The following is an 18,154-nucleotide window of genomic DNA, read 5'->3' as shown; positions in this document are numbered from 1 at the left end:
GAAACTCAGACCAGATCCCGCGGAATCCGCCGGTGCCAGTTGCGCGAGACGATCCGCCGGGCGCCGTCGTAGCCGTCGAGCTGGGCGTCGACGACGAACTCGGTGTCCGTGCAGGACACCCGGGTGCGTGTCTCGCTGCGTGCCTGCCATTCGCCGCGGGCGAAGGTGACGACCCACTCGGTCTCGGCCACCGGCGAGCAGAAGTCGTCGGCGACCCAGCTGTAGCGCTCGCGGACGTCGCGGGTGACCTCCAGGTCGAGGTCGTCGAACCGGACGGTGCCTGCGTTCTTCACGATGTCCAGCGCGGACCGGTAGTCGACGAGGTCACGGGAGACCGTCCAGCGCTGCTCCCCCGGTGTCAGCGCGGTCACCGGCATCGGCGGCGCGCCTTCGGGTTCGCCGAACGGCCGCGCGGGCAGCTCGTCCGGCTCGGCGACCGGGCGCACCGGCAGCTCCAGCGCGCTGTGTCCGGTGTGGACACTCAGCAGCACCGGCTTCGGCGGCGGCCAGGCCAGCGGCCAGTACGAAGTGGACAGCGAAAGCCGGATCCGGTGCCCCGCCGGGAAAGCCTGCGCGACGGCATTCAGCTCGATCTCGACCGCGCACCGCTGCCCCGGTTCCATCGGCGCGGGTTCGTCGTGCCCGTCCCGGTGGGTCAGGTTGAGCAGCCCGTAGGTGACGCGGGTGGCGCGCCCGTCCGGCGCGACGTCGGAGATCCGCGCCGCGATCATCGCCACCGGCTGGTCGGCCGAGACCTCCAGCCGCACGATCGGCGAGCCGAGGATCTCGCAGCGCTCGGTGAGCACGTCGGTGTCGAACACGAGCGAGCCGCCGTCCTCTTCGCGCTGGTCATACGGCAGGTCCGGCGGCGCGCTGTAGGACGCCCACTTGCCGGAGAACTGCCCGACCGACAGCGGCGACGACACCGTCAGCGCCTCGTCCTCGACCGTCTCGCCCGGCCGCGCGAGGCGGTGGCGAGCCAGCGGCAACTGCTGCGGCTCGACGTGCGGCGACGGCCAGGTCGCCTCGCCGACCCACCGGCCGGGCCGGTCCTCGTAGGAGGTCGACGGCGGGACGCTCTCCTGCATCCACGTCCGCAGCATCGGCCCGTCCATGGCGCCGTTCTCCTCGCCGCGCAGCCAGTGATCGCACCACTGGACGACCTCCTGGAGGTAGCCGATGGCCGGGCCCGGCTCGCCGAGGTGCGGGTACTTGTGCGACCACGGCCCGATCAGCCCGCGCCGCGGCACGTCGAGGTGGGCCAGCAGCCGGATGACGGCGTTCGAGTAGCCGTCGGCCCAGCCGCTGGAGGCCAGCACCGGCACCTGGACGTCGCTGTAGTTCTCCGACACCGAGGCGTGCCGCCAGTAGTCGTCGCGGCGCTGGTGGCTCAGCCAGTTGTCGATCCACAGGCTGCAGTTCTCCAGCCGTTCGCGCCACATCTCGCGCCAGCTCTCGCCGACGACGGCCGGGTCGGGCGGCAGCGTGGCGTAGGCGAACATCGTGCCGGACTCGGCGACGTTGTCCGAGAGCAGGCAACCGCCCATGTAGTGCATGTCGTCGGCGAAGCGGTCGTCGGTGAACGACGAGATCACGATCGCACGCAGGCTCGGCGGTTTCCGCGCCGCCACCTGCAGCGCGGCGAACGCGCCCCACGAGATGCCCATCATCCCGGTGTCGCCCGTGCACCACGGCTGCGCCGCGATCCACTCGAGGACCTCCTCGGCGTCGAGCTGCTCGCGTTCGAGGTACTCGTCGGCGAGGACGCCCTCGGACTCGCCGGTGCCGCGGATGTCCACGCGCACGCAGGCGTACCCGTGCCCGGCGAGGTACGGGTGGTGGATGGAGTCGCGGGGCGCGGTGAGGTCGCGCTTGCGGTAGGGGATGTATTCGAGGATCGCCGGCACCGGATCGGTGTCCGACGCGACCGGCCGCCAGATACGGGCGGACAGCACGGTCCCGTCGGACATCGGGATCCGGACGTGGTCTTCCTCGGTGATTTCGTACGGCAGCGAGGTGACGGCTCGCAAGAGTCAGTTCCCTCCCGGGTGTTACGGCTGCAGCAGGATCTTCTGCGCGCCGTCGAGCTTCTTCTGGAAGATCTCGTACGCCCGCGGCGCGTCCTGCAGCGGCAGTTTGTGGGTGGCGAAGCCTTCGACGCCGAGCGGATCGCCGTCGCCGGTGAGGACCGGCATCACGTCGTCGAGCCAGTGGCGGACGTTGGCCTGGCCCATCCGCAGCTGGACCTGCTTGTCGAACAGCTCCATCATCGGCATCGGGTCGACCATGCCGCCGTAGACGCCCGACAGCGAGATCGTGCCGCCGCGGCGGACGGCGTCGATGGCGGCATACAGCACGCTCAGCCGGTCGACGCCGGCCTTCTCGGTGATCTTCTCCCCCAGCGGCTGCGGCAGCAGGCCGACGAGGGTGTGCGCGAGCTTGCCGACCGGCGCGCCGTGGGCTTCCATGCCGACGGCGTCGATCACGGAGTCGGCGCCCCGGCCGTCCGTGAGCTGGCGGACGCTGTCGCCGATGTCCTTGTGGTCACGGGTGTCCAGCGCGACGGCGCCGTGCTCACGGGCGCGGGCCAGCCGCTCGGGCACGAGGTCGACGCCGATCACCTGGCCTGCCCCGCGGTGCCGGGCGATCCGGGCACACATCTGCCCGATCGGCCCCAGCCCGAAGACGACGACCGAGCCGTCCTTCGGCACGTTCGCGTACTCGACGGCCTGCCACGCGGTCGGGACGACGTCGGAGAGGTAGACGAACCGTTCGTCGGGCGGGCCGTCCGGCACCTTGATCGGGCCGTACTGCGCCTGCGGGACGCGCAGGTATTCGGCCTGGCCGCCGGGGACCTGGCCGTAGAGCTTGGTGTAGCCGAACAGTGACGCGCCTTTGCCGTGCTCTCTGACCTGCGTGGTCTCGCACTGCGACTGCAGGCCGCGCTCGCACATCCAGCAGTGGCCGCAGGAGATGTTGAAGGGGACCACGACCCGGTCGCCGGGCTTGAGGTTCTGCACCTGCGGCCCGACCTCCTCGACGACACCCATCGGCTCGTGGCCGAGGATGTCGCCCTCGGTCATGAACGCGCCGAGCACCTCGTACAGGTGCAGGTCGGAGCCGCAGATCCCGGTCGAGGTGATCCGCACGACCGCGTCGGTGGCCTCCTCGATCTTGGGATCCGGTACCTCCTCGACGCGGACGTCCCGTTTGCCGTGCCAGGTCACTGCCTTCATGGCTCTCCCTTTCCGCGGACGGCTGTCCCCGCCCGGCTTCCCCCGGGCGGGGACAGGCAAACGCGGGCCGGGCGGCTCAGGTGAACAGGTCGGCCACCAGGTACACCACCGCGGCGACCGTGGCCGCCGCCGGGAAGGTCAGGACCCAGCCCAGCACGATGTCGCGGGCGATGCCCCAGCGCACCGCCGACAGCCGCCGGGTCGCGCCGACGCCCATGATCGCCGCCGTGATCACGTGCGTGGTCGAGATCGGGGCCTTGACCGCGAACGCCGTCACGTACAACACCGACGAGGCCACCGATTCCGCCACGAACCCGTGCGGCGGGTCCAGCGGGAACACCCGCCTGCCCAGTGTCCGCATGATCCGCAGGCCACCCGAGTACGTCCCGAGCGACAGCGCCAGCGCGCACGCCAGGCTCACCCAGATCGGCACCGTGAACGTCGACTGGTGGCCGGCCGCCACCAGGGCCAGCACGATGACGCCCATGCCCTTCTGCGCGTCCTGGAGCCCGTGGCCCAGCGCGAGTGCCGAGGCCGACAGGATCTGGAAGCGGCGGAACACCCGGCCGCTGCGGTGCGGGTTCGCCCGGCGCAGCAGCCACAGCGCACCCACCATCGCCGCGTAGCCGAGGACCAGCCCCAGCAGCGGGGACGCCACCATCGGGATCAGCACCTTCTCGGCGATGCCCGACCAGTGCACGCGGCTGGCCGCGGCCAGCGCGGCGCCGACCATCCCGCCGATCAGCGAGTGCGAGGACGACGACGGCAGGCCGAAGTACCAGGTGATCAGGTTCCAGGTGATCGCCCCGGCCAGTGCGGCGAACACCACCGTCAGCGCGTCCGGGCCCACCGGGACGTCGATGATCCCCTTGGCCACCGTCGCGGCGATGCCGGTGGACAGCAGCGCGCCCGCGAGGTTCATCACCGCCGCCAGCACCAGTGCCGCGCGCAGGGTCAGCGCCCGGGTCGAGACCGCGCTGGCGATGGCGTTGGCCGCGTCGTGGAAGCCGTTGGTGTAGTCGAAGAAGAGCGTCAGCACGACCACGGTGACCAGGGCAGCGGTCCCCGTCACTAGGACTCCTTGACCGCGATGGTCTGCACCACGTCGGCCACGTGCTCGAACGCGTCGGCGGCCAGCTCGAACTGCTCGACGACTTCCTTGGTCTTCAGCACTTCCAGCGCGTCGCCGCCCGGTTCGAACAGGTGGGCCAGAATCCGCCGGTAGACCCGGTCGGCCTCGTTCTCCAGCTCGTTGATCTCGATCCAGAACGGTTCGAGGTCGCCCACCTTCGCCAGGCCCGGCATCGACTTCGCGGTCAGCTCCGCCGCCTGGCACAGCACCCGCATCAGCACGTCGGTGCCCGGCGGGAACGCCTCGATGCGGTACAGCACGGCCAGGTCGGCCGCGGTGTCCATGAAGTCGAGCACGTCGTCGATCTTGGCGGCCAGCGCCTGGATGTCCTCGCGGTCGAACGGCGTCACGAACGAGCTGTTCAGCTCCACCATGATCGTGTGCGTCAGCTCGTCACCCTGGTGCTCGACCTCGTGCAGGCGCTTCGCCAGCGGCTCACGGTCGGCGGGGGCGGCCGCCACCAGGTCGCGCAGCAGCGCGGTCGCGGTCACCAGGTTTCTCGCCGCGTCGGTGAGCAGTTCGAAGAACCGGGTGCCCCGTGGGGTGAACCGCATGAATGGACGTCCCTTCCTCGGCGCACGGCCGTCACGGGCCGGGTACCCCGTCAGGCCGCACGTTTAACGGTCGATCTCCGGGAAACCAGGGAGTCATGACCCAACCCGGATCCCGGCGCCTGAGAGTACTGCTCTGGCACGTGCACGGCTCGTGGACCGACGCTTTCGTCCGCGGACGGCACGACTACCTCCTGCCGGTTTCACCCGACGGTGCGCCGTGGGGCCTTGGCAAGGCCGGGCGCGACTGGCCGTCGGCGACCGAAGTGCCGCTCGACCGGCTGGCCGAGGCCGAGCCCGACGTCGTCGTCCTGCAGCGTCCCGAGGAGCTGGAGTTCGTGGCGGGGCTGGGCGTGCCGGGTGTCTACGTGGAACACAACGCGCCGCGGCCGTACGCCGCCTCCAGCGAGCATCCGCTGGCCGGTCGCTCGGACATCACCGTCGCGCACGTGACGCACTTCAACGCCGCGATGTGGGACTGCGGCCGCGCGCCGGTCACGGTGGTGCCGCACGGCATCCCCGACCCCGGGCCGCGCTACACCGGCGAACTCGCCGCCGGCGTGTCGATGATCAACGAGCCGGTGCGGCGCCGCCGGGTCACCGGTGCCGACCTGCTCGGCACGCTCGCCGCGGAGGGACCCGTCGACGTGTTCGGCATGGGCACCGGAGAACTCGCCGCGCCACTGCGGGGCCGGGGCGACGTCCCGGCCCCGAAGCTGCACGACGAGATCGCCCGCCGCCGCGTCTACCTGCACACCGCCCGCTGGACGTCGCTGGGACTGTCCCTTCTGGAGGCGATGCACCTGGCGATGCCGGTCGTCGTCTTCGCCTCGACCGAGGCGGTCGAGGCCGTGCCGGACGACGCGGGCGTGCTCTCCACCGACGTCTCCGTGCTGGCCCGCGGGTTCCGCGAGCTGCTGCACGAGCCGGACTTCGCCGCGCTGGCCGGCAAGAACGCCCGGGAGCACGTCCTGAAGCACTACGGGCTGGACGCCTTCCTGACCGCTTGGGACCACCTCCTCGCCGAGACGGCCCGCTGAACCTCGAAGGGAACGCCTCACCGATGAAGATCGCGATGGTGTCCGAGCACGCCAACCCCCTGGCCGCACTGGGCGAAGCCGACGCGGGCGGGCAGAACGTGCACGTCGCGGAGCTGTCGGCCGCGCTGACCCGGGCCGGCCACGACGTCACCGTCTACACGCGACGGGAGAGCCGCGACGAGCCGCCGGAGGTGCGGACGCCGCAGGGTTACCGCGTCGTGCACGTGCCCGCCGGGCCGCCGCGCAAGGAACCGAAGGACCACCTGCTGCCCTACATGGGCGAGTTCGGCGGCTTCCTGCGCGACCGGTGGGCGGCCGAGCGGCCGGACGTCGCGCACGCGCACTTCTGGATGTCGGGGCTGGCGACCGCGCTCGCCGCGAGCGCCACGGGGACGTCGGTGGTACAGACCTTCCACGCACTCGGCGTCGTCAAGAAGCGGTACCAGGGCGACAAGGACACCAGCCCGGCCGACCGGATCCGGCTGGAGCGGATCATCGGGCGGCAGGCCGGGCGCGTGGTCGCCACCTGCTCCGACGAGGTCTTCGAGCTGTCCCGGCTCGGCGTGCCGCGGTCGCGGATCTCAATCGTGCCCTGCGGCGTCGACCTCACGCGGTTCACCCCCGACGGGCCGGTGGCCCGCCGCCGCCTGCCGCACCGCCTGGTCACCGTGGGCAGGCTGGTGCCGCGCAAGGGGTTCGACATCGCGATCACCGCGCTGGCCCAGCTGCCGGACACCGAGCTGGTCATCGCCGGCGGCCCCGAGCGGGGCAGGCTGTCGCAGGACCCCGAGGTCAAGCGGCTGCGGGAGCTGGCCGACCGGCTCGGCGTCGGCGACCGCGTCCGCTGGCCAGGGCAGGTGTCGCGTGAGGACATGCCGTCACTGCTGCGCTCGGCCGACGCGGTGGTGTGCACGCCGTGGTACGAGCCGTTCGGGATCGTGCCCCTGGAGGCGATGGCGTGCGGCGTCCCGGTGGTCGCGGCCGCGGTCGGCGGGCTGACCGACACGGTCGTCGACGGCGTCACCGGCCTGCTGGTCCGCCCCCACCAGCCGAAGGAGCTGGCGGCCCGCGTCCGGCGGCTGCTGGACGACCCGGCACTCGGCCACGCGTACGGCACCGCGGGCCACGACCGCGCGGTGGCCCGCTACTCGTGGGACCGCGTGGCCGCGGACACCCTCCGGGCCTACCACAAGCTGGTCCCCCAGGTCGCGGCCACCGCCGAGGCCCGCTGACCCCGCAAAGCCTCTGAAGGCCACCATCTAGTGACCTGATGGTGGCCTTCAGAGGCTTTCACCCCACGTAGCGGCGGGCCTTCGACTCGCGCTGGGGTGCTTCCAGGAGGCGGAGGCCGTGCTCGACGTGGGCGGGCACCACGCGGCGGTGGGTGAGGACCCAGGGCAGGCCGCGGACGACGTCCGCGAGGGCGGCGAGAGTCGCGAGGTCGGCCGGGGCGGAACGGAGGACCTCGCGGCCGCGGCGGAAGACCGCCGGCCAGGGGCGGCGCAGCAGGAGCGTCCACAGCGTGTTGCGGATGCCCAGGCGGCGGCGGTGACGCGGGTCGCGCAGCTTCGACGGCGCGTGGTGGATCACCACGTCCTCCGCCCAGCACATCCACCAGCCGCGGGCCGCGAGGTCGAGGGCGAACAGCTCCTCCTCGCCACCCAGCCACATGCGCGTCGAGAAGCCGCCGACCTCGCGGAACGCGCTCACGCGCACCGCTGTCAGCCCGGCCATGATGCCGAGCAACGCGGGCCCGGGCAGCCACGAAGGGCCCGGGACCGGCGAGTCGCGCAGCTCCGGGGTGATCGGGTCCTCCGCCAGGTCCGGCTCGACCAGGCAACGGCCGGTCACCGAGCCCAGGCCCGGGTGGGCGTCCAGGAGGTCCGCCGCGCGGGTCAGCGCGCCCGGCTGCCACGTCGTGTCGTCGTCGCAGAACGCCACGTACGGCGTCGTCACCTCCTCGACGGCGATGTTGCGGGCCACCGCGCCGAGGTTCTCGGCCAGCCGGAACAGCCGGACGCCGGGGAACTCGCGGGCGACCATGTCGGCCGAGCCGTCGGCGGAGGCGTTGTCCGCGACGAAGATCGGCGGCTCCTCCGGCAGGGACGTCATGTGCGCGAGGGTTTCCCGCAGCTGCTCCCGGCGGTTGCAGGTGATGATCACGACCGAGATTCGCGCCATTCGGCGGTCCTTTCCAGAGTACGGGCCTGGTCTTCGACGTGCTCGGGCAGGACGCGCCGGGAGCCGAGCGCCCGCGGCAGGCGGGCCACCGCGCCGAGCACCGCCCCGGGCGCCGTCACCAGCGTCCGGGCCACTTCGCGGCGGATGACCCGCGGCGGGCGGCGCAGCGCGGCGATGAGCAGCCGGTTGCGCAGTTCGGCGCGGCGGCGCCACGACGACGGCGGCCGCGAGCGCGACGGGTGGTGGTGGGCGCGCAGGTGCCCGACGTAGCAGACCTCCCAGCCGTGCGCGGCGAGGTCGTAGGCCAGCAGCTGTTCCTCCGCGCCGAAGTGCAGCAGCGGGCTGAACCCGCCGACCTGCAGGTACGCCGTGCGGCGGACGATCGCCGAGCAGGCGAGGAACCCGAGCACCAGCGGCCCGGGCGCGCCGTCCGGATGCCCGAGCGGGCTGCGCTCCATCTCCGGCGTCACCGGGTCCTCGCGGCACTCCGGGCCGACGAGGGTCCGCGCGGCCAGCAGGCCGGTCCGCGGGTGCTCGTCGAAGATCCGTTCCGCTTCGGCCAGTGCGTCCGGCGCCCACCACGAGTCGTCGTCGCTGAAGGCGACGTACGGCGTGTCGGCCACGATGACACCGAGGGTGCGGGCGGCGGCGCCGAGGTTCTGCGGCAGCCGGATCACGCGCACGTTCGCGTACCGGCCGGCGACCTCGGCGGTGTCGTCCTCGGAAGCGTTGTCCAGCACCACGACCGGCGGCCGTGGGTCCAAACAGGACAATCGGGCCAGGGTGCGGGCCAGTTCGGCGGCGCGGTTGCGGGTGGCGATGACGACGGTCGTGCGCGCGCTCACCGCGGCCCCGCCAGCTCGTCGACCAGAGCGGCCAGGGAAGGCACCGGGGTGTCGGCCGCGGCGTCCGGGGACAGGCACCACTTCAGCCGGGCGTCGAGCAACGCGGTGTCGCCGGCGTCCTCGGCCGCGACGACCGGCCAGCCCAGCGCCTTGCCCTGCGCGGTCACCTTCCCGCCGCCCGCCACCGGGTCGACGGCCAGCACCGGCACCCCGGCCCGGCGCCCGAGCACCAGCCCGTGCAGCCGGGTCGTCACCACGACGTCCATTGTGGACACGGCGGAGACGAACTGGTCCGGGGTGGCACACCGCTCCCAGTCCTCGTGCGCCAGCCGCGTGTCCAGCGGGACGCGGGCGCAGTCGAGGCCGGCCAGCCAGCCGGTCAGTGCCGAGTGGACTTCGTCGTGGCGGCCCGCGGAACCGTACTCCGGCTGACGCGGGGCCAGCACCACGCCGAGCACCGGGGTCCTGGACACCGGCGCGGCCAGTGACAGGTCGGGGGTGACGCCGTCGTCGCGCGGGAAGATCCGGTGGAACCCGGTCACCGCCGGGTCGTCCGGGTCCGGCACGGACACGCCGACGGCGATCCGGCGGCAGGACGCGTACCGCTCGTGCAGCGCACGCACCTGCGGCCCGTGCACCGGGCCGCAGGCGAACACCACGTGCGTGTAGTTCTCCGGCGGCGCGTCCGGCAGGTGCAGGGTGCCGGGGCGGAAACCGGGGCTGAACACGACATCGTGCCCGATGCCCGCCTCGGTCAGCGCGGACCCCACCGCGCTCAGGCTGAGGACGTCACCCGCGGTCGCTTCGCCGTGCAGGAAACTGGCCCATCCGGTGAGCAGAACTCGCATGAGCCTGGCGTACCCGCTCGCCGTGGCCTTACACGAGTTTGCCCGCCGCGCAGCCGGGTAGCCGCTTCGGCATGACGAAGGCGGCAGTGACCAGGCGGTTCGAGCGGGCGGTTGTGACCGGGGGCGCGGGGTTCGTCGGGGCGCACCTGTGCGAGCTGCTGCTGGAAGAGGACATCGAAGTGATCGCCGTGGACAATCTCGCGACGTCCGCGGCGGACACCCTCGACGCCCTGCGCCGCCACGAGCGGTTCCGGTTCGTGCGTCACGACGTCACGCAGCCGCTGCCGCTGAACTGCCGGGCCGACGTCGTGTTCCACCTGGCGTCGGCCGCGTCGCCGCGCGACTACCTCGCCCTGCCGATCGAGACGCTGCGGGCCGGTTCGCACGGCACCGAGAACGCGCTCGAACTGGCCCGCCGGGACGGCGCGCGGTTCGTGCTCGCGTCCACCAGCGAGGTCTACGGCGACCCGCTGGAACACCCGCAACGCGAAACGTACTGGGGCAACGTCAATCCCGTCGGCCCGCGCAGTGTCTACGACGAAGCCAAGCGCTACGCCGAGGCGCTGACCTCGGCCTACCGGCGCGAACACGGGACCGACGCGGCCATCGCGCGGATCTTCAACACCTACGGGCCCGGCATGCGGGCCCACGACGGCCGCATGATCCCCGCGTTCCTCGACCAGGCTCTCAAGGGAAAACCGCTCACCGTGACCGGCAGCGGCGAGCAGACGCGGTCCATCTGCTATGTCGAAGACACCGTCCGCGGCCTGCTCGCGCTCGCGCGGTCCGGGCACCCCGGCCCGATGAACATCGGCAACCCGTACGAGCTGACGGTCCGTCAGGTTGCCGAGCGGATCAAGGCCATCACCGGCTCGGATTCGCCGATCGAGTACGTCGACGCGGTCGTCGACGACCCGAAGCGCCGCTGCCCGGACATCTCCCTCGCCCGTGACGTGCTGGGCTGGGAACCGAAGATCGACGCCGACGACGGTCTCCGTCGCACAGCGGCGTGGTTCCGCCGGGCGCCGTCGCCCTGAGTAGCGACGCCCAGGGCTTTTGCGTGCCATCGTTTATCAACGACTTCGCCGGGTAGCGCTATAGGCGAGAGCGGACGGGAAGTGGTCCGCGCCGGAAACGCCAGAGGCAGGTCGATGCGCATACTCGGGATCAACGCCGTCTTCCACGATCCGGCCGCGGCACTGGTCGTGGACGGAGAGATCGTCGCCGCGGCCGAGGAGGAACGGTTCAGCCGCCGCAAGCACGGAAAGCAGGCGGTCCCGTTCTCCACCTGGGAGCAGCCGGCCCAGGCCGCCGCCTGGTGCCTTGCGCAGGCGGGACTGTCCGCGAAGGACCTCGACGCCGTCGGCTATTCCTACGACCCCGCGCTGGTCGAGCCGGGCCTGCCCGGCCACGATCCCAGCGGCGAGGAGCTGCGGACCGAGTTCGCGAAACGGGCACCTCTGTTCCTGAAGTCCGCTTTGCCCGGCCTGGACCCGGAAATCGTCCACTTCGTCCGCCACCACGTCGCGCACGCCGCGTCGGCCGCGCTGGCCGCGCCGTTCGGCGACTGCGCCGTGCTGGTGGCCGACGGCCGCGGCGAGAGCACGTCCTACCTGGCGGGCGAATACCGCGACGGGCGGTTCAAGGAGCTTGCGGCACAACGGCTCCCGCACTCGCTGGGCCTGCTGTACGAGGACCTCACCGAGCACTTGGGCTTCGCGCGCTCCAGCGACGAGTACAAGGTGATGGCGCTGGCCTCCTACGGCAAGCCGGAGTTCCTCGACGAGCTGTGCGAGCACGTCCACGTCACCGGCGACGGCGGGTTCCACGCCGACGGCGTCGACCTGTCCGCGCTGGCACCCCGCCGCGCAGCCGGTGAAGAACTCACGCCTCGGCATGCCGATCTCGCCGCGAGTGTCCAGAAAGTCCTCGAGGACATCCTGCTGGAACTGGCGGACTGGCTGCACGAGCGCACCGGCCAGCGGGACCTGGCGATGGCGGGCGGGATCGCGCTCAACTGTGTCGCCAACACGCGCCTGCACGCCGAAGGGCCGTTCGACCGGATCTGGGTCCAGCCCGCGGCCGGTGACGCGGGCACCGCGCTCGGCGCCGCCCTGAAGCTGGCCGCCGACCACGGGGAACGCGGTGCGCCGATGGGCGACGCGGGCCTGGGTCGCGGCTGGACCGACGAGGAACTCGAGCAAATCCTGATCAAGGCGAAGCTGCCGTACGAGCGCCCCGACGACCTCGCCGAGACAGTGGCCGAATCCCTCGCCAACGACGAGGTCGTGGCGTGGTTCCAGGGCCGCGCGGAGTTCGGCCCGCGGGCGCTGGGCCACCGGTCGCTGCTGGCCCACCCCGGCCGCAAGGCGAACCTGGAACGGCTCAACGACGTCAAGGGCCGCGAGCAGTTCCGCCCGGTCGCGCCGATGGTGCGGGCCGGGCGGGCGGCCGAGATCTTCACCCGCGGCCCGCTGCCCAGCCCGTACATGCTGTTCGTGCACGACGTCGCCGAAGACTGGCGCGAGCGCATCCCGGCCGTCACGCACGTCGACGGCACCGCCCGCGTGCAGACGGTCGAAGACCGCGAAAACCCCGTGCTGGCAAGGATGCTGGCCGCTTTCGAGCGGCGCACCGGCCTGCCGGTCGTGATCAACACCAGCCTCAACACCGCGGGACGGCCGATGGTCGACTCGCCGCGCGACGCGCTCGAATGCTTCGGTTCGGCGCCGATCGACCTGCTCGCGCTGGGGCCGTTCGTGCTCCGGCGTCCTCGTGCGACCCGACCCGGCGCGGCGTCGCCGGAGAAGAAGGAGGTGCCGTGATGGAAGACCATCTCGCCGCTTTGGCCGAAGCCGCCCGGCGGACCCGCGAATCCGCCCCCAAGATAACCGCGTGGGGACGGCACCTCGCCGGGGTCTTCGAAGCCGGCGGCAAGCTGCTCGCCTGCGGCAACGGCGGCAGCGCGGCCGAAGCCCAGCACCTGACCGGCGAGCTCGTCGGCCGGTTCCGCCACGAACGCCGTGCGCTGCCTGCCATCGCGCTGCACGCGGACACGTCCGCGACCACGGCCATCGTCAACGACTACGGCGACCACGAGATCTTCGCCCGCCAGGTGCACGCCCACGGACGGCCGGGCGACGTGCTCGTCTGCCTGTCCACCAGCGGCAGCAGCCAGAACGTCGTCGCCGCCGCGAAGGCCGCGCACGAACTCGGCGTCACCACCTGGGCGCTGACCGGCCCCGCCCCGAACCCGCTGGCCGCGCTGTGCGACGACGCCGTGACGGTCGAAGCCCCGACCGTCGCGACCGTCCAGGAGATGCACCTGGCGCTGGTGCACGGCCTGTGCGCGGCGCTCGACGACGCGCTCGGGGTGACGGCGTGAGGCCGCTGGTCGTCCTCGGCGACACGCTGCTCGACGTCGACGCCGAAGGGACCGCCGACCGGCTGTGCCCGGAGGCCCCGGTGCCGGTGGTCGACCTGACCGCCCGGCGCCGCCGCCCGGGCGGGGCCGGGCTCGCCGCACTGCTGGCCGCGCGGTCGGCGGCCGAGGTCGTCCTGGTCACCCCGCTCGGCCACGACGAGGGCGGGCACGCGCTCACCGGGCTGCTGGAACCGGACGTCACCGTGCTGCCGCTGCCGCTGCACGGCACGACGGTGTGCAAGACGCGGATCCGCGCGGGCGGGCAGTCCCTGGTGCGCCTGGATTCCGGCGACGGGACGGCGACCGCCGAGCCGCTGCCCGCCCGGGTGCGCGAGGTCATCGAGGACGCCGGCGCAATCCTCGTCGCGGACTACGGCCGGGGCGTGACGCGCAATCCCGACGTCCGGCGGCTGCTGCGCGAGCGCGCCGAGCACGTCCCGGTGGTGTGGGACCCGCACCCGCGCGGCGCCCAGCCGGTGCCCGGGATCGCGCTGGTGACCCCGAACCTCGCCGAAGCCCGCGCGGTGCTCGCCGGGCACGACGAACCGGCCGAGCTGGCCAAGCTGCTGCGCGGCCACTGGCACGCCGACGCCGTCGCGGTGACCGTCGGCTCCCGGGGTGCCGTCCTCGCCGACGGGCTCGGCGAAACGAACGTCCCGATCCCCGCCGCGGCGCGGACGCCGGGCCACACCGCGCCCGACACCTGCGGTGCGGGCGACCGGTTCGCCGCCGCGGCCACGACGGCCCTGCTCGGCGGCGCCGACACCACCGAAGCCGTCGCGACGGCGGTCGAGGAAGCCGCCCGCTTCGTCATCGCCGGCGGCGCCACCGCACTGTCCACGAACGACGGTCCGGTCCCCGACCCGCAGCCGGCCACCGACGCCTTCGGCCTCGCCGAGCGGGTCCGCGCCGAAGGCGGCAGGCTGATCGCCACCGGCGGCTGCTTCGACCTGCTGCACCCCGGGCACGTGAGCCTGCTGCGGCAGGCCAGGGCCCTCGGTGACGCCCTGGCCGTCTGCCTCAACTCCGACGCGTCGGTGCGTGCCCTCAAGGGCCCCGGCCGTCCCCTGGTCCGCGACCGCGACCGGGCCCGGCTGCTCACCGCATTGTCCTTTGTGGACGCCGTCGCCGTGTTCGACGAGTCCTCCCCCGCCGCCGTCCTGGAGCGGCTGCGGCCCGACGTGTGGGTGAAGGGCGGCGACTACGCGCAGGCCGACCTGCCCGAACGCGAGGTCGTCGAGCGCCACGGCGGCGAGGTCGTGCTCGTCCCGACCGTCCCCGGCTACTCGACGTCCCGGCTGGTCGCCGCGGCGGCCAGTGCCTGAATCACCCGACCTCGTACGAAAAGGAGCGCGATGCGACCCCTCGGCAACGTCCTGATCACCGGCGGCGCCTCCGGGCTCGGCGCCGCCACCGTCGACGCCGTCCGCAAGGCGGGCGGCACCCCGTACGTCCTCGATCGCGTCCGTCCCGACGACCCGGCCGAGTACGTCGAAGCCGACCTGACCGACACCGCGGCCACCGAGCAGGCGGTCCGCGACCTCGCCGAGCGCGCGGGCGGCCTCGACGGCGTCTTCACCGCCGCGGGCACCGACGCCTGCGGCCCGCTCGGCTCGGTGTCCACAGAGGACTGGGAGCGGGTCGTCAAGGTGAACCTGCTGGGCACCGCCGCCGTCGTGCGGGCCGCGCTCCCCTACCTGGAGCGCTCGCACGGCACCGTCGTCACCGTGGCGTCCACTTTGGGCATCAAGGCGGTGAGCGACGCGACCGCCTACTGCGCCTCGAAGTTCGGCGTCGTCGGCTTCACCCGCGCGCTCGCCGCCGAGCTGGCCGGGCGCGTCGGCGTCACCCTGCTCATCCCCGGCGGGATGTGGACGCACTTCTTCGACGGCCGCACCGACCAGTACAAGCCGCCGCCGGACGCGAAGCTGAACGAGCCGGAGAACGTGGCGAACACCGTCGTCTTCGCACTCCAGCAGCCGCCGGGCTCGGAGGTCCGCGAGCTGGTCGTCTGCGCGTCCGAGGAGGGGTCGTGGCCGTGAGCTCCGCGGTGCTCGTGCTGCGGGCACTGGGGATCGGCGACCTGCTGACCGCCGTCCCCGCACTGCGGGCGCTGCGCGCGGCGTACCCGGACGACCGGCTGGTGCTGGCCGCGCCGGAGGGCCTGCGCGACCTGGTGGAGCTGATCGACGCGGTCGACGAGCTGCTGCCCACGCCGGGTCTCGGCGAGCTGGCGTGGCCGGGGCCGCCGCCGCGGCTGGCGGTCAACCTGCACGGGAGCGGCCCGGAGAGCATCCACGACCTGCTGGCCACCGACCCCGCCGAGCTGCTGACCCACCGGCACCCGGACTTCCCGGACGTGCCCGGCCTGGCGTGGCGGGACGACGTCCACGAGGTCGACCGGTGGTGCCGGCTCGTCGAGTACGCCCACCTGGAGGCGGACCGCTCGGCGCTGCGGCTGCCGGTGCCGCCCGGCCCGAGCCCGGCCCCGGACGCGGTCGTGGTGCACCCGGGCGCGGCGTTCCCGTCCCGGCGCTGGCCGCCGGAGCGGTTCGCCGGCGTGGTCGCCGCCCTCGCCGCGGCCGGTCACCACGTCGTGCTCACCGGGAGCCCCGGCGAACGTGAACTGGCGTTGTCGATCGCGGACCGGGCCGGGCTCGGCGAGGACACGGTGCTGGCCGGGCGGACCGGCCTGGCGGAACTGGCCGCGCTCGTGGCCGGGGCCGCGCTGGTCGTCTGCGGCGACACCGGGGTCGGGCACCTGGCGACCGCGTTCGGCACGCCGTCGGTGCTGCTGTTCGGCCCGACGCCGCCGCGGCTGTGGGGCCCGCCGCCGTCCGCCCGGCAGCATGTCGTGCTGTGGGCGGGAAACGTCGGCGACCCGCACGGTCAGGAACCCGACGGCGGGCTGCTGCTGCTCGGCGAGGAACGCGTGCTCGCCGCGGCGCGGTCGGCCCTGGAGGCGAGGGTGGCGCATGGCTGAGCACATCGGGATCGTCGGCGCGGGCTACGTCGGCCTGACCAGTGCTGCCTGCTTCGCCCGGCTCGGACACCGGGTGACCTGCGTGGACGCCGACGAGTCCAAAGTGGACGAGCTGAACCGCGGTGTGGTGTCCATTGCCGAGCCCGGCCTGGCCGAGCTGGTCGGCCAGGGCCTCGGCGACGGCACGCTCACCTTCACCACCGCGCAGGCCGAGCTGTACGGCGCCGACGTCGTCCTGCTGTGCCTGCCCACGCCGCCCGGCGAGGACGGCCGTCCCGACCTCGGCGTCCTCGAACAGGTCGTGCCGCAGCTCGGGCGCCTGCTGCGGCCCGGCTGCCTGGTCGTCACCAAGTCGACGGTGCCGGTCGGGACCGCGGCGCGGCTGCCCGCCCTGCTGCACCGGGACGACCTGCCGGTGGTGAGCAACCCCGAGTTCCTCCGCGAAGGCCACGCCGTCGAGGACTTCCTGCACCCGGACCGCGTGGTGGTGGGCACCGATCCGCCGGATTCGCCTGCGGCGCTACGCATTGCGCACCTGTACGAGCCGACCGGTGCCCCGGTGGTGACGACCGACTCGGCCAGCGCCGAACTGGCGAAGTACGCCAGCAACGCGTTTCTCGCGGTGAAACTGTCCTATGTGAACGTCCTGGCAGAACTGTGCGAACGGTTCGGCGCCGACGTCCGCGAAGTCTCCCGCACCATGGGCCTGGACGCGCGGATCGGCCCGCAGTTCCTCGCCCCCGGCCCCGGCTGGGGCGGCTCGTGCCTGCCGAAGGACACCTCGGCGCTGCTGCACGCGGCCGAGTCGGCGGGCGTCGACTTCGGCATCCTGCGCGACGCCGTCCGCGTCAACGCCCGCCAGCGCGCCCGCGTGGTGCGGGCCGTGCGGCAGGCGGTGACCGGCTCCACCGACGGCTCCCTCGCGGGCGTCCGCATCGGCCTGCTGGGCCTGGCGTTCAAGGCGGGCACCGGCGACCTGCGCGACTCCCCCGCCCTCGCGGTGGCCGGCGAGCTCGCCCGGGCGGGCGCGGAGCTGACCGCGCACGACCCGGCCGTCGGGTGCGTGCCGGGCCTGGGCGCGGTTCAGGTGGTCGACGACCCGTACCTGGTGGCCAAGGACGCGGCGGCGCTGGTCGTGCTCACCGAATGGCCCGAGTTCCGCGACCTCGACTGGCCGCGGCTGGCCGCGGCGGCCGACCGGGCGGTCGTGGTCGACACCCGCAACCTGCTCGATCCCGACGCGCTGGCCACGGCCGGGTTCACCCACATCGGCGTCGGCACCCATCCCAGGAGGCACTCATGACCCTGCGTGTCCTCGCGCTGACCTGCACGCTCAAGCCGTCCCCGGCGAAGTCGAGCAGCGACCTCCTCGCCCGCCAGCTGCTGGACCTGTTCGCCGAGCGCGGCGCCACCGGCGAGCTGGTCCGCGTGGTCGACCACGACGTCCGCCCGGGCGTCGAGGCCGACATGGGCGAAGGCGACGCGTGGCCGGAAATCCGCCGCAAGCTCGCCGCCGCGGACATCCTGCTGATCGCCACCCCGACGTGGGTCGGGCACATGTCGAGCGTCGCGCAGCGGGTGCTGGAGCGGCTGGACGCCGAGCTGTCCGAAACCGACGACGAGGGCCGTCCGGCGATGTTCGGCAAGGTCGCGGTGGCCGCGGTGGTCGGCAACGAGGACGGTGCCCACAAGATCATCGCGGATCTGTTCCAGGCGCTCAACGACGTCGGCTTCACGATCCCGGCCCAGGGCGGCACCTACTGGAACGGCGAGGCCATGCAGGGCCGCGACTACCAGGACCTCGACGAGACCCCGAAGGCCGTGGCCTCGACGAACGCGACCCTGGTCCGCAACGCCGTCCACCTGGCCGGGCTGCTGGGTGAGCGGCAGTACCCCGCGTCGTGACTACTCCGT

17 protein-coding genes are annotated in these 18,154 nt (G+C 73.1%); 10 read left to right on the top strand and 7 right to left on the bottom strand.

Going from position 1 to position 18,154, the window contains the following annotated elements; all coding sequences use genetic code 11:
• Positions 1 to 5 precede the first annotated feature (5 nt).
• From ABJI51_RS13080 to ABJI51_RS13065, 4 genes are all read right to left on the bottom strand, one after another.
• Positions 6 to 2,030 carry a CocE/NonD family hydrolase gene (locus ABJI51_RS13080; RefSeq protein ID WP_348950516.1) on the bottom strand — a complete coding sequence of 675 codons (2,025 nt, stop codon included), beginning with the start codon at positions 2,028 to 2,030 and terminating at the stop codon, positions 6 to 8.
• Between the two features lie 21 nt (positions 2,031 to 2,051).
• Positions 2,052 to 3,236 (bottom strand): zinc-dependent alcohol dehydrogenase, encoded by a 1,185-nt coding sequence (locus ABJI51_RS13075; RefSeq protein WP_348950514.1) that lies wholly within the window; start codon positions 3,234 to 3,236, stop codon positions 2,052 to 2,054.
• Positions 3,237 to 3,312: 76 nt separating this feature from the next.
• The gene (locus ABJI51_RS13070; RefSeq protein ID WP_348950512.1) at positions 3,313 to 4,308 is read right to left on the bottom strand and encodes an inorganic phosphate transporter; all 996 of its coding nucleotides are present in this window, start codon (positions 4,306 to 4,308) and stop codon (positions 3,313 to 3,315) included.
• Positions 4,308 to 4,922: a DUF47 domain-containing protein gene (locus ABJI51_RS13065; RefSeq protein WP_348950511.1), complete on the bottom strand. Its 615-nt coding sequence runs from the start codon at positions 4,920 to 4,922 to the stop codon at positions 4,308 to 4,310. Before ABJI51_RS13065 ends, ABJI51_RS13070 begins: the two co-directional genes overlap by 1 nt.
• A gap of 95 nt (positions 4,923 to 5,017) precedes the next feature.
• On the opposite strand from ABJI51_RS13065, the gene ABJI51_RS13060 reads away from it, so the two are divergent.
• Both ABJI51_RS13060 and ABJI51_RS13055 read left to right on the top strand, forming a co-directional pair.
• Positions 5,018 to 5,959, top strand: coding sequence for a glycosyltransferase (locus ABJI51_RS13060; RefSeq protein ID WP_348950509.1), 942 nt, complete (start codon positions 5,018 to 5,020; stop codon positions 5,957 to 5,959).
• Positions 5,960 to 5,982: 23 nt separating this feature from the next.
• Positions 5,983 to 7,191, top strand: coding sequence for a glycosyltransferase (locus tag ABJI51_RS13055; RefSeq protein ID WP_348950508.1), 1,209 nt, complete (start codon positions 5,983 to 5,985; stop codon positions 7,189 to 7,191).
• Between the two features lie 58 nt (positions 7,192 to 7,249).
• On the opposite strand, the gene ABJI51_RS13050 is transcribed toward ABJI51_RS13055, so the two are convergent.
• The 3 genes from ABJI51_RS13050 to ABJI51_RS13040 are packed head-to-tail and all read right to left on the bottom strand — an operon-like array spanning position 7,250 to position 9,833.
• On the bottom strand, positions 7,250 to 8,140 hold the full coding sequence (locus tag ABJI51_RS13050) for a glycosyltransferase family 2 protein (protein ID WP_348950506.1): 891 nt from the start codon (positions 8,138 to 8,140) through the stop codon (positions 7,250 to 7,252).
• Complete coding sequence (locus ABJI51_RS13045; RefSeq protein WP_348950504.1) at positions 8,119 to 8,985, bottom strand: glycosyltransferase family 2 protein; 867 nt, start codon at positions 8,983 to 8,985, stop codon at positions 8,119 to 8,121. Before ABJI51_RS13045 ends, ABJI51_RS13050 begins: the two co-directional genes overlap by 22 nt.
• Positions 8,982 to 9,833, bottom strand: coding sequence for a polysaccharide pyruvyl transferase family protein (locus ABJI51_RS13040; protein ID WP_348950502.1), 852 nt, complete (start codon positions 9,831 to 9,833; stop codon positions 8,982 to 8,984). The genes ABJI51_RS13045 and ABJI51_RS13040 overlap by 4 nt, the downstream gene beginning before the upstream one ends.
• A gap of 71 nt (positions 9,834 to 9,904) precedes the next feature.
• On the opposite strand from ABJI51_RS13040, the gene ABJI51_RS13035 reads away from it, so the two are divergent.
• The 8 genes from ABJI51_RS13035 to ABJI51_RS13000 all read left to right on the top strand — a co-directional run bounded on the left by ABJI51_RS13035 (position 9,905) and on the right by ABJI51_RS13000 (position 18,145).
• Complete coding sequence (locus tag ABJI51_RS13035; RefSeq protein ID WP_348950500.1) at positions 9,905 to 10,870, top strand: UDP-glucuronic acid decarboxylase family protein; 966 nt, start codon at positions 9,905 to 9,907, stop codon at positions 10,868 to 10,870.
• A gap of 114 nt (positions 10,871 to 10,984) precedes the next feature.
• Entirely contained in the window at positions 10,985 to 12,658 is a 1,674-nt protein-coding gene (locus ABJI51_RS13030) for a carbamoyltransferase family protein (RefSeq protein ID WP_348950499.1), read from the top strand.
• Positions 12,658 to 13,218, top strand: a complete 561-nt coding sequence (locus ABJI51_RS13025) for a D-sedoheptulose-7-phosphate isomerase (RefSeq protein ID WP_348950851.1) — start codon at positions 12,658 to 12,660, stop codon at positions 13,216 to 13,218. Before ABJI51_RS13030 ends, ABJI51_RS13025 begins: the two co-directional genes overlap by 1 nt.
• Positions 13,215 to 14,582, top strand: coding sequence for a PfkB family carbohydrate kinase (locus ABJI51_RS13020; protein WP_348950497.1), 1,368 nt, complete (start codon positions 13,215 to 13,217; stop codon positions 14,580 to 14,582). The genes ABJI51_RS13025 and ABJI51_RS13020 overlap by 4 nt, the downstream gene beginning before the upstream one ends.
• A gap of 30 nt (positions 14,583 to 14,612) precedes the next feature.
• Entirely contained in the window at positions 14,613 to 15,299 is a 687-nt protein-coding gene (locus tag ABJI51_RS13015) for an SDR family oxidoreductase (RefSeq protein ID WP_348950495.1), read from the top strand.
• Complete coding sequence (locus tag ABJI51_RS13010) at positions 15,290 to 16,240, top strand: glycosyltransferase family 9 protein (RefSeq protein ID WP_348950493.1); 951 nt, start codon at positions 15,290 to 15,292, stop codon at positions 16,238 to 16,240. The genes ABJI51_RS13015 and ABJI51_RS13010 overlap by 10 nt, the downstream gene beginning before the upstream one ends.
• Positions 16,233 to 17,543, top strand: a complete 1,311-nt coding sequence (locus ABJI51_RS13005) for a UDP-glucose dehydrogenase family protein (RefSeq protein ID WP_348950491.1) — start codon at positions 16,233 to 16,235, stop codon at positions 17,541 to 17,543. Before ABJI51_RS13010 ends, ABJI51_RS13005 begins: the two co-directional genes overlap by 8 nt.
• Positions 17,540 to 18,145, top strand: a complete 606-nt coding sequence (locus tag ABJI51_RS13000) for a flavodoxin family protein (protein WP_348950489.1) — start codon at positions 17,540 to 17,542, stop codon at positions 18,143 to 18,145. Before ABJI51_RS13005 ends, ABJI51_RS13000 begins: the two co-directional genes overlap by 4 nt.
• Positions 18,146 to 18,154: the final 9 nt, after the last annotated feature.

The organism is Amycolatopsis melonis, from assembly GCF_040064235.1.
In the GTDB taxonomy this organism is placed as follows: domain Bacteria; phylum Actinomycetota; class Actinomycetes; order Mycobacteriales; family Pseudonocardiaceae; genus Amycolatopsis; species Amycolatopsis melonis.
Note: the sequence above shows the minus strand (reverse complement) of the source record. Positions and strands in the feature narration are given on the sequence as shown.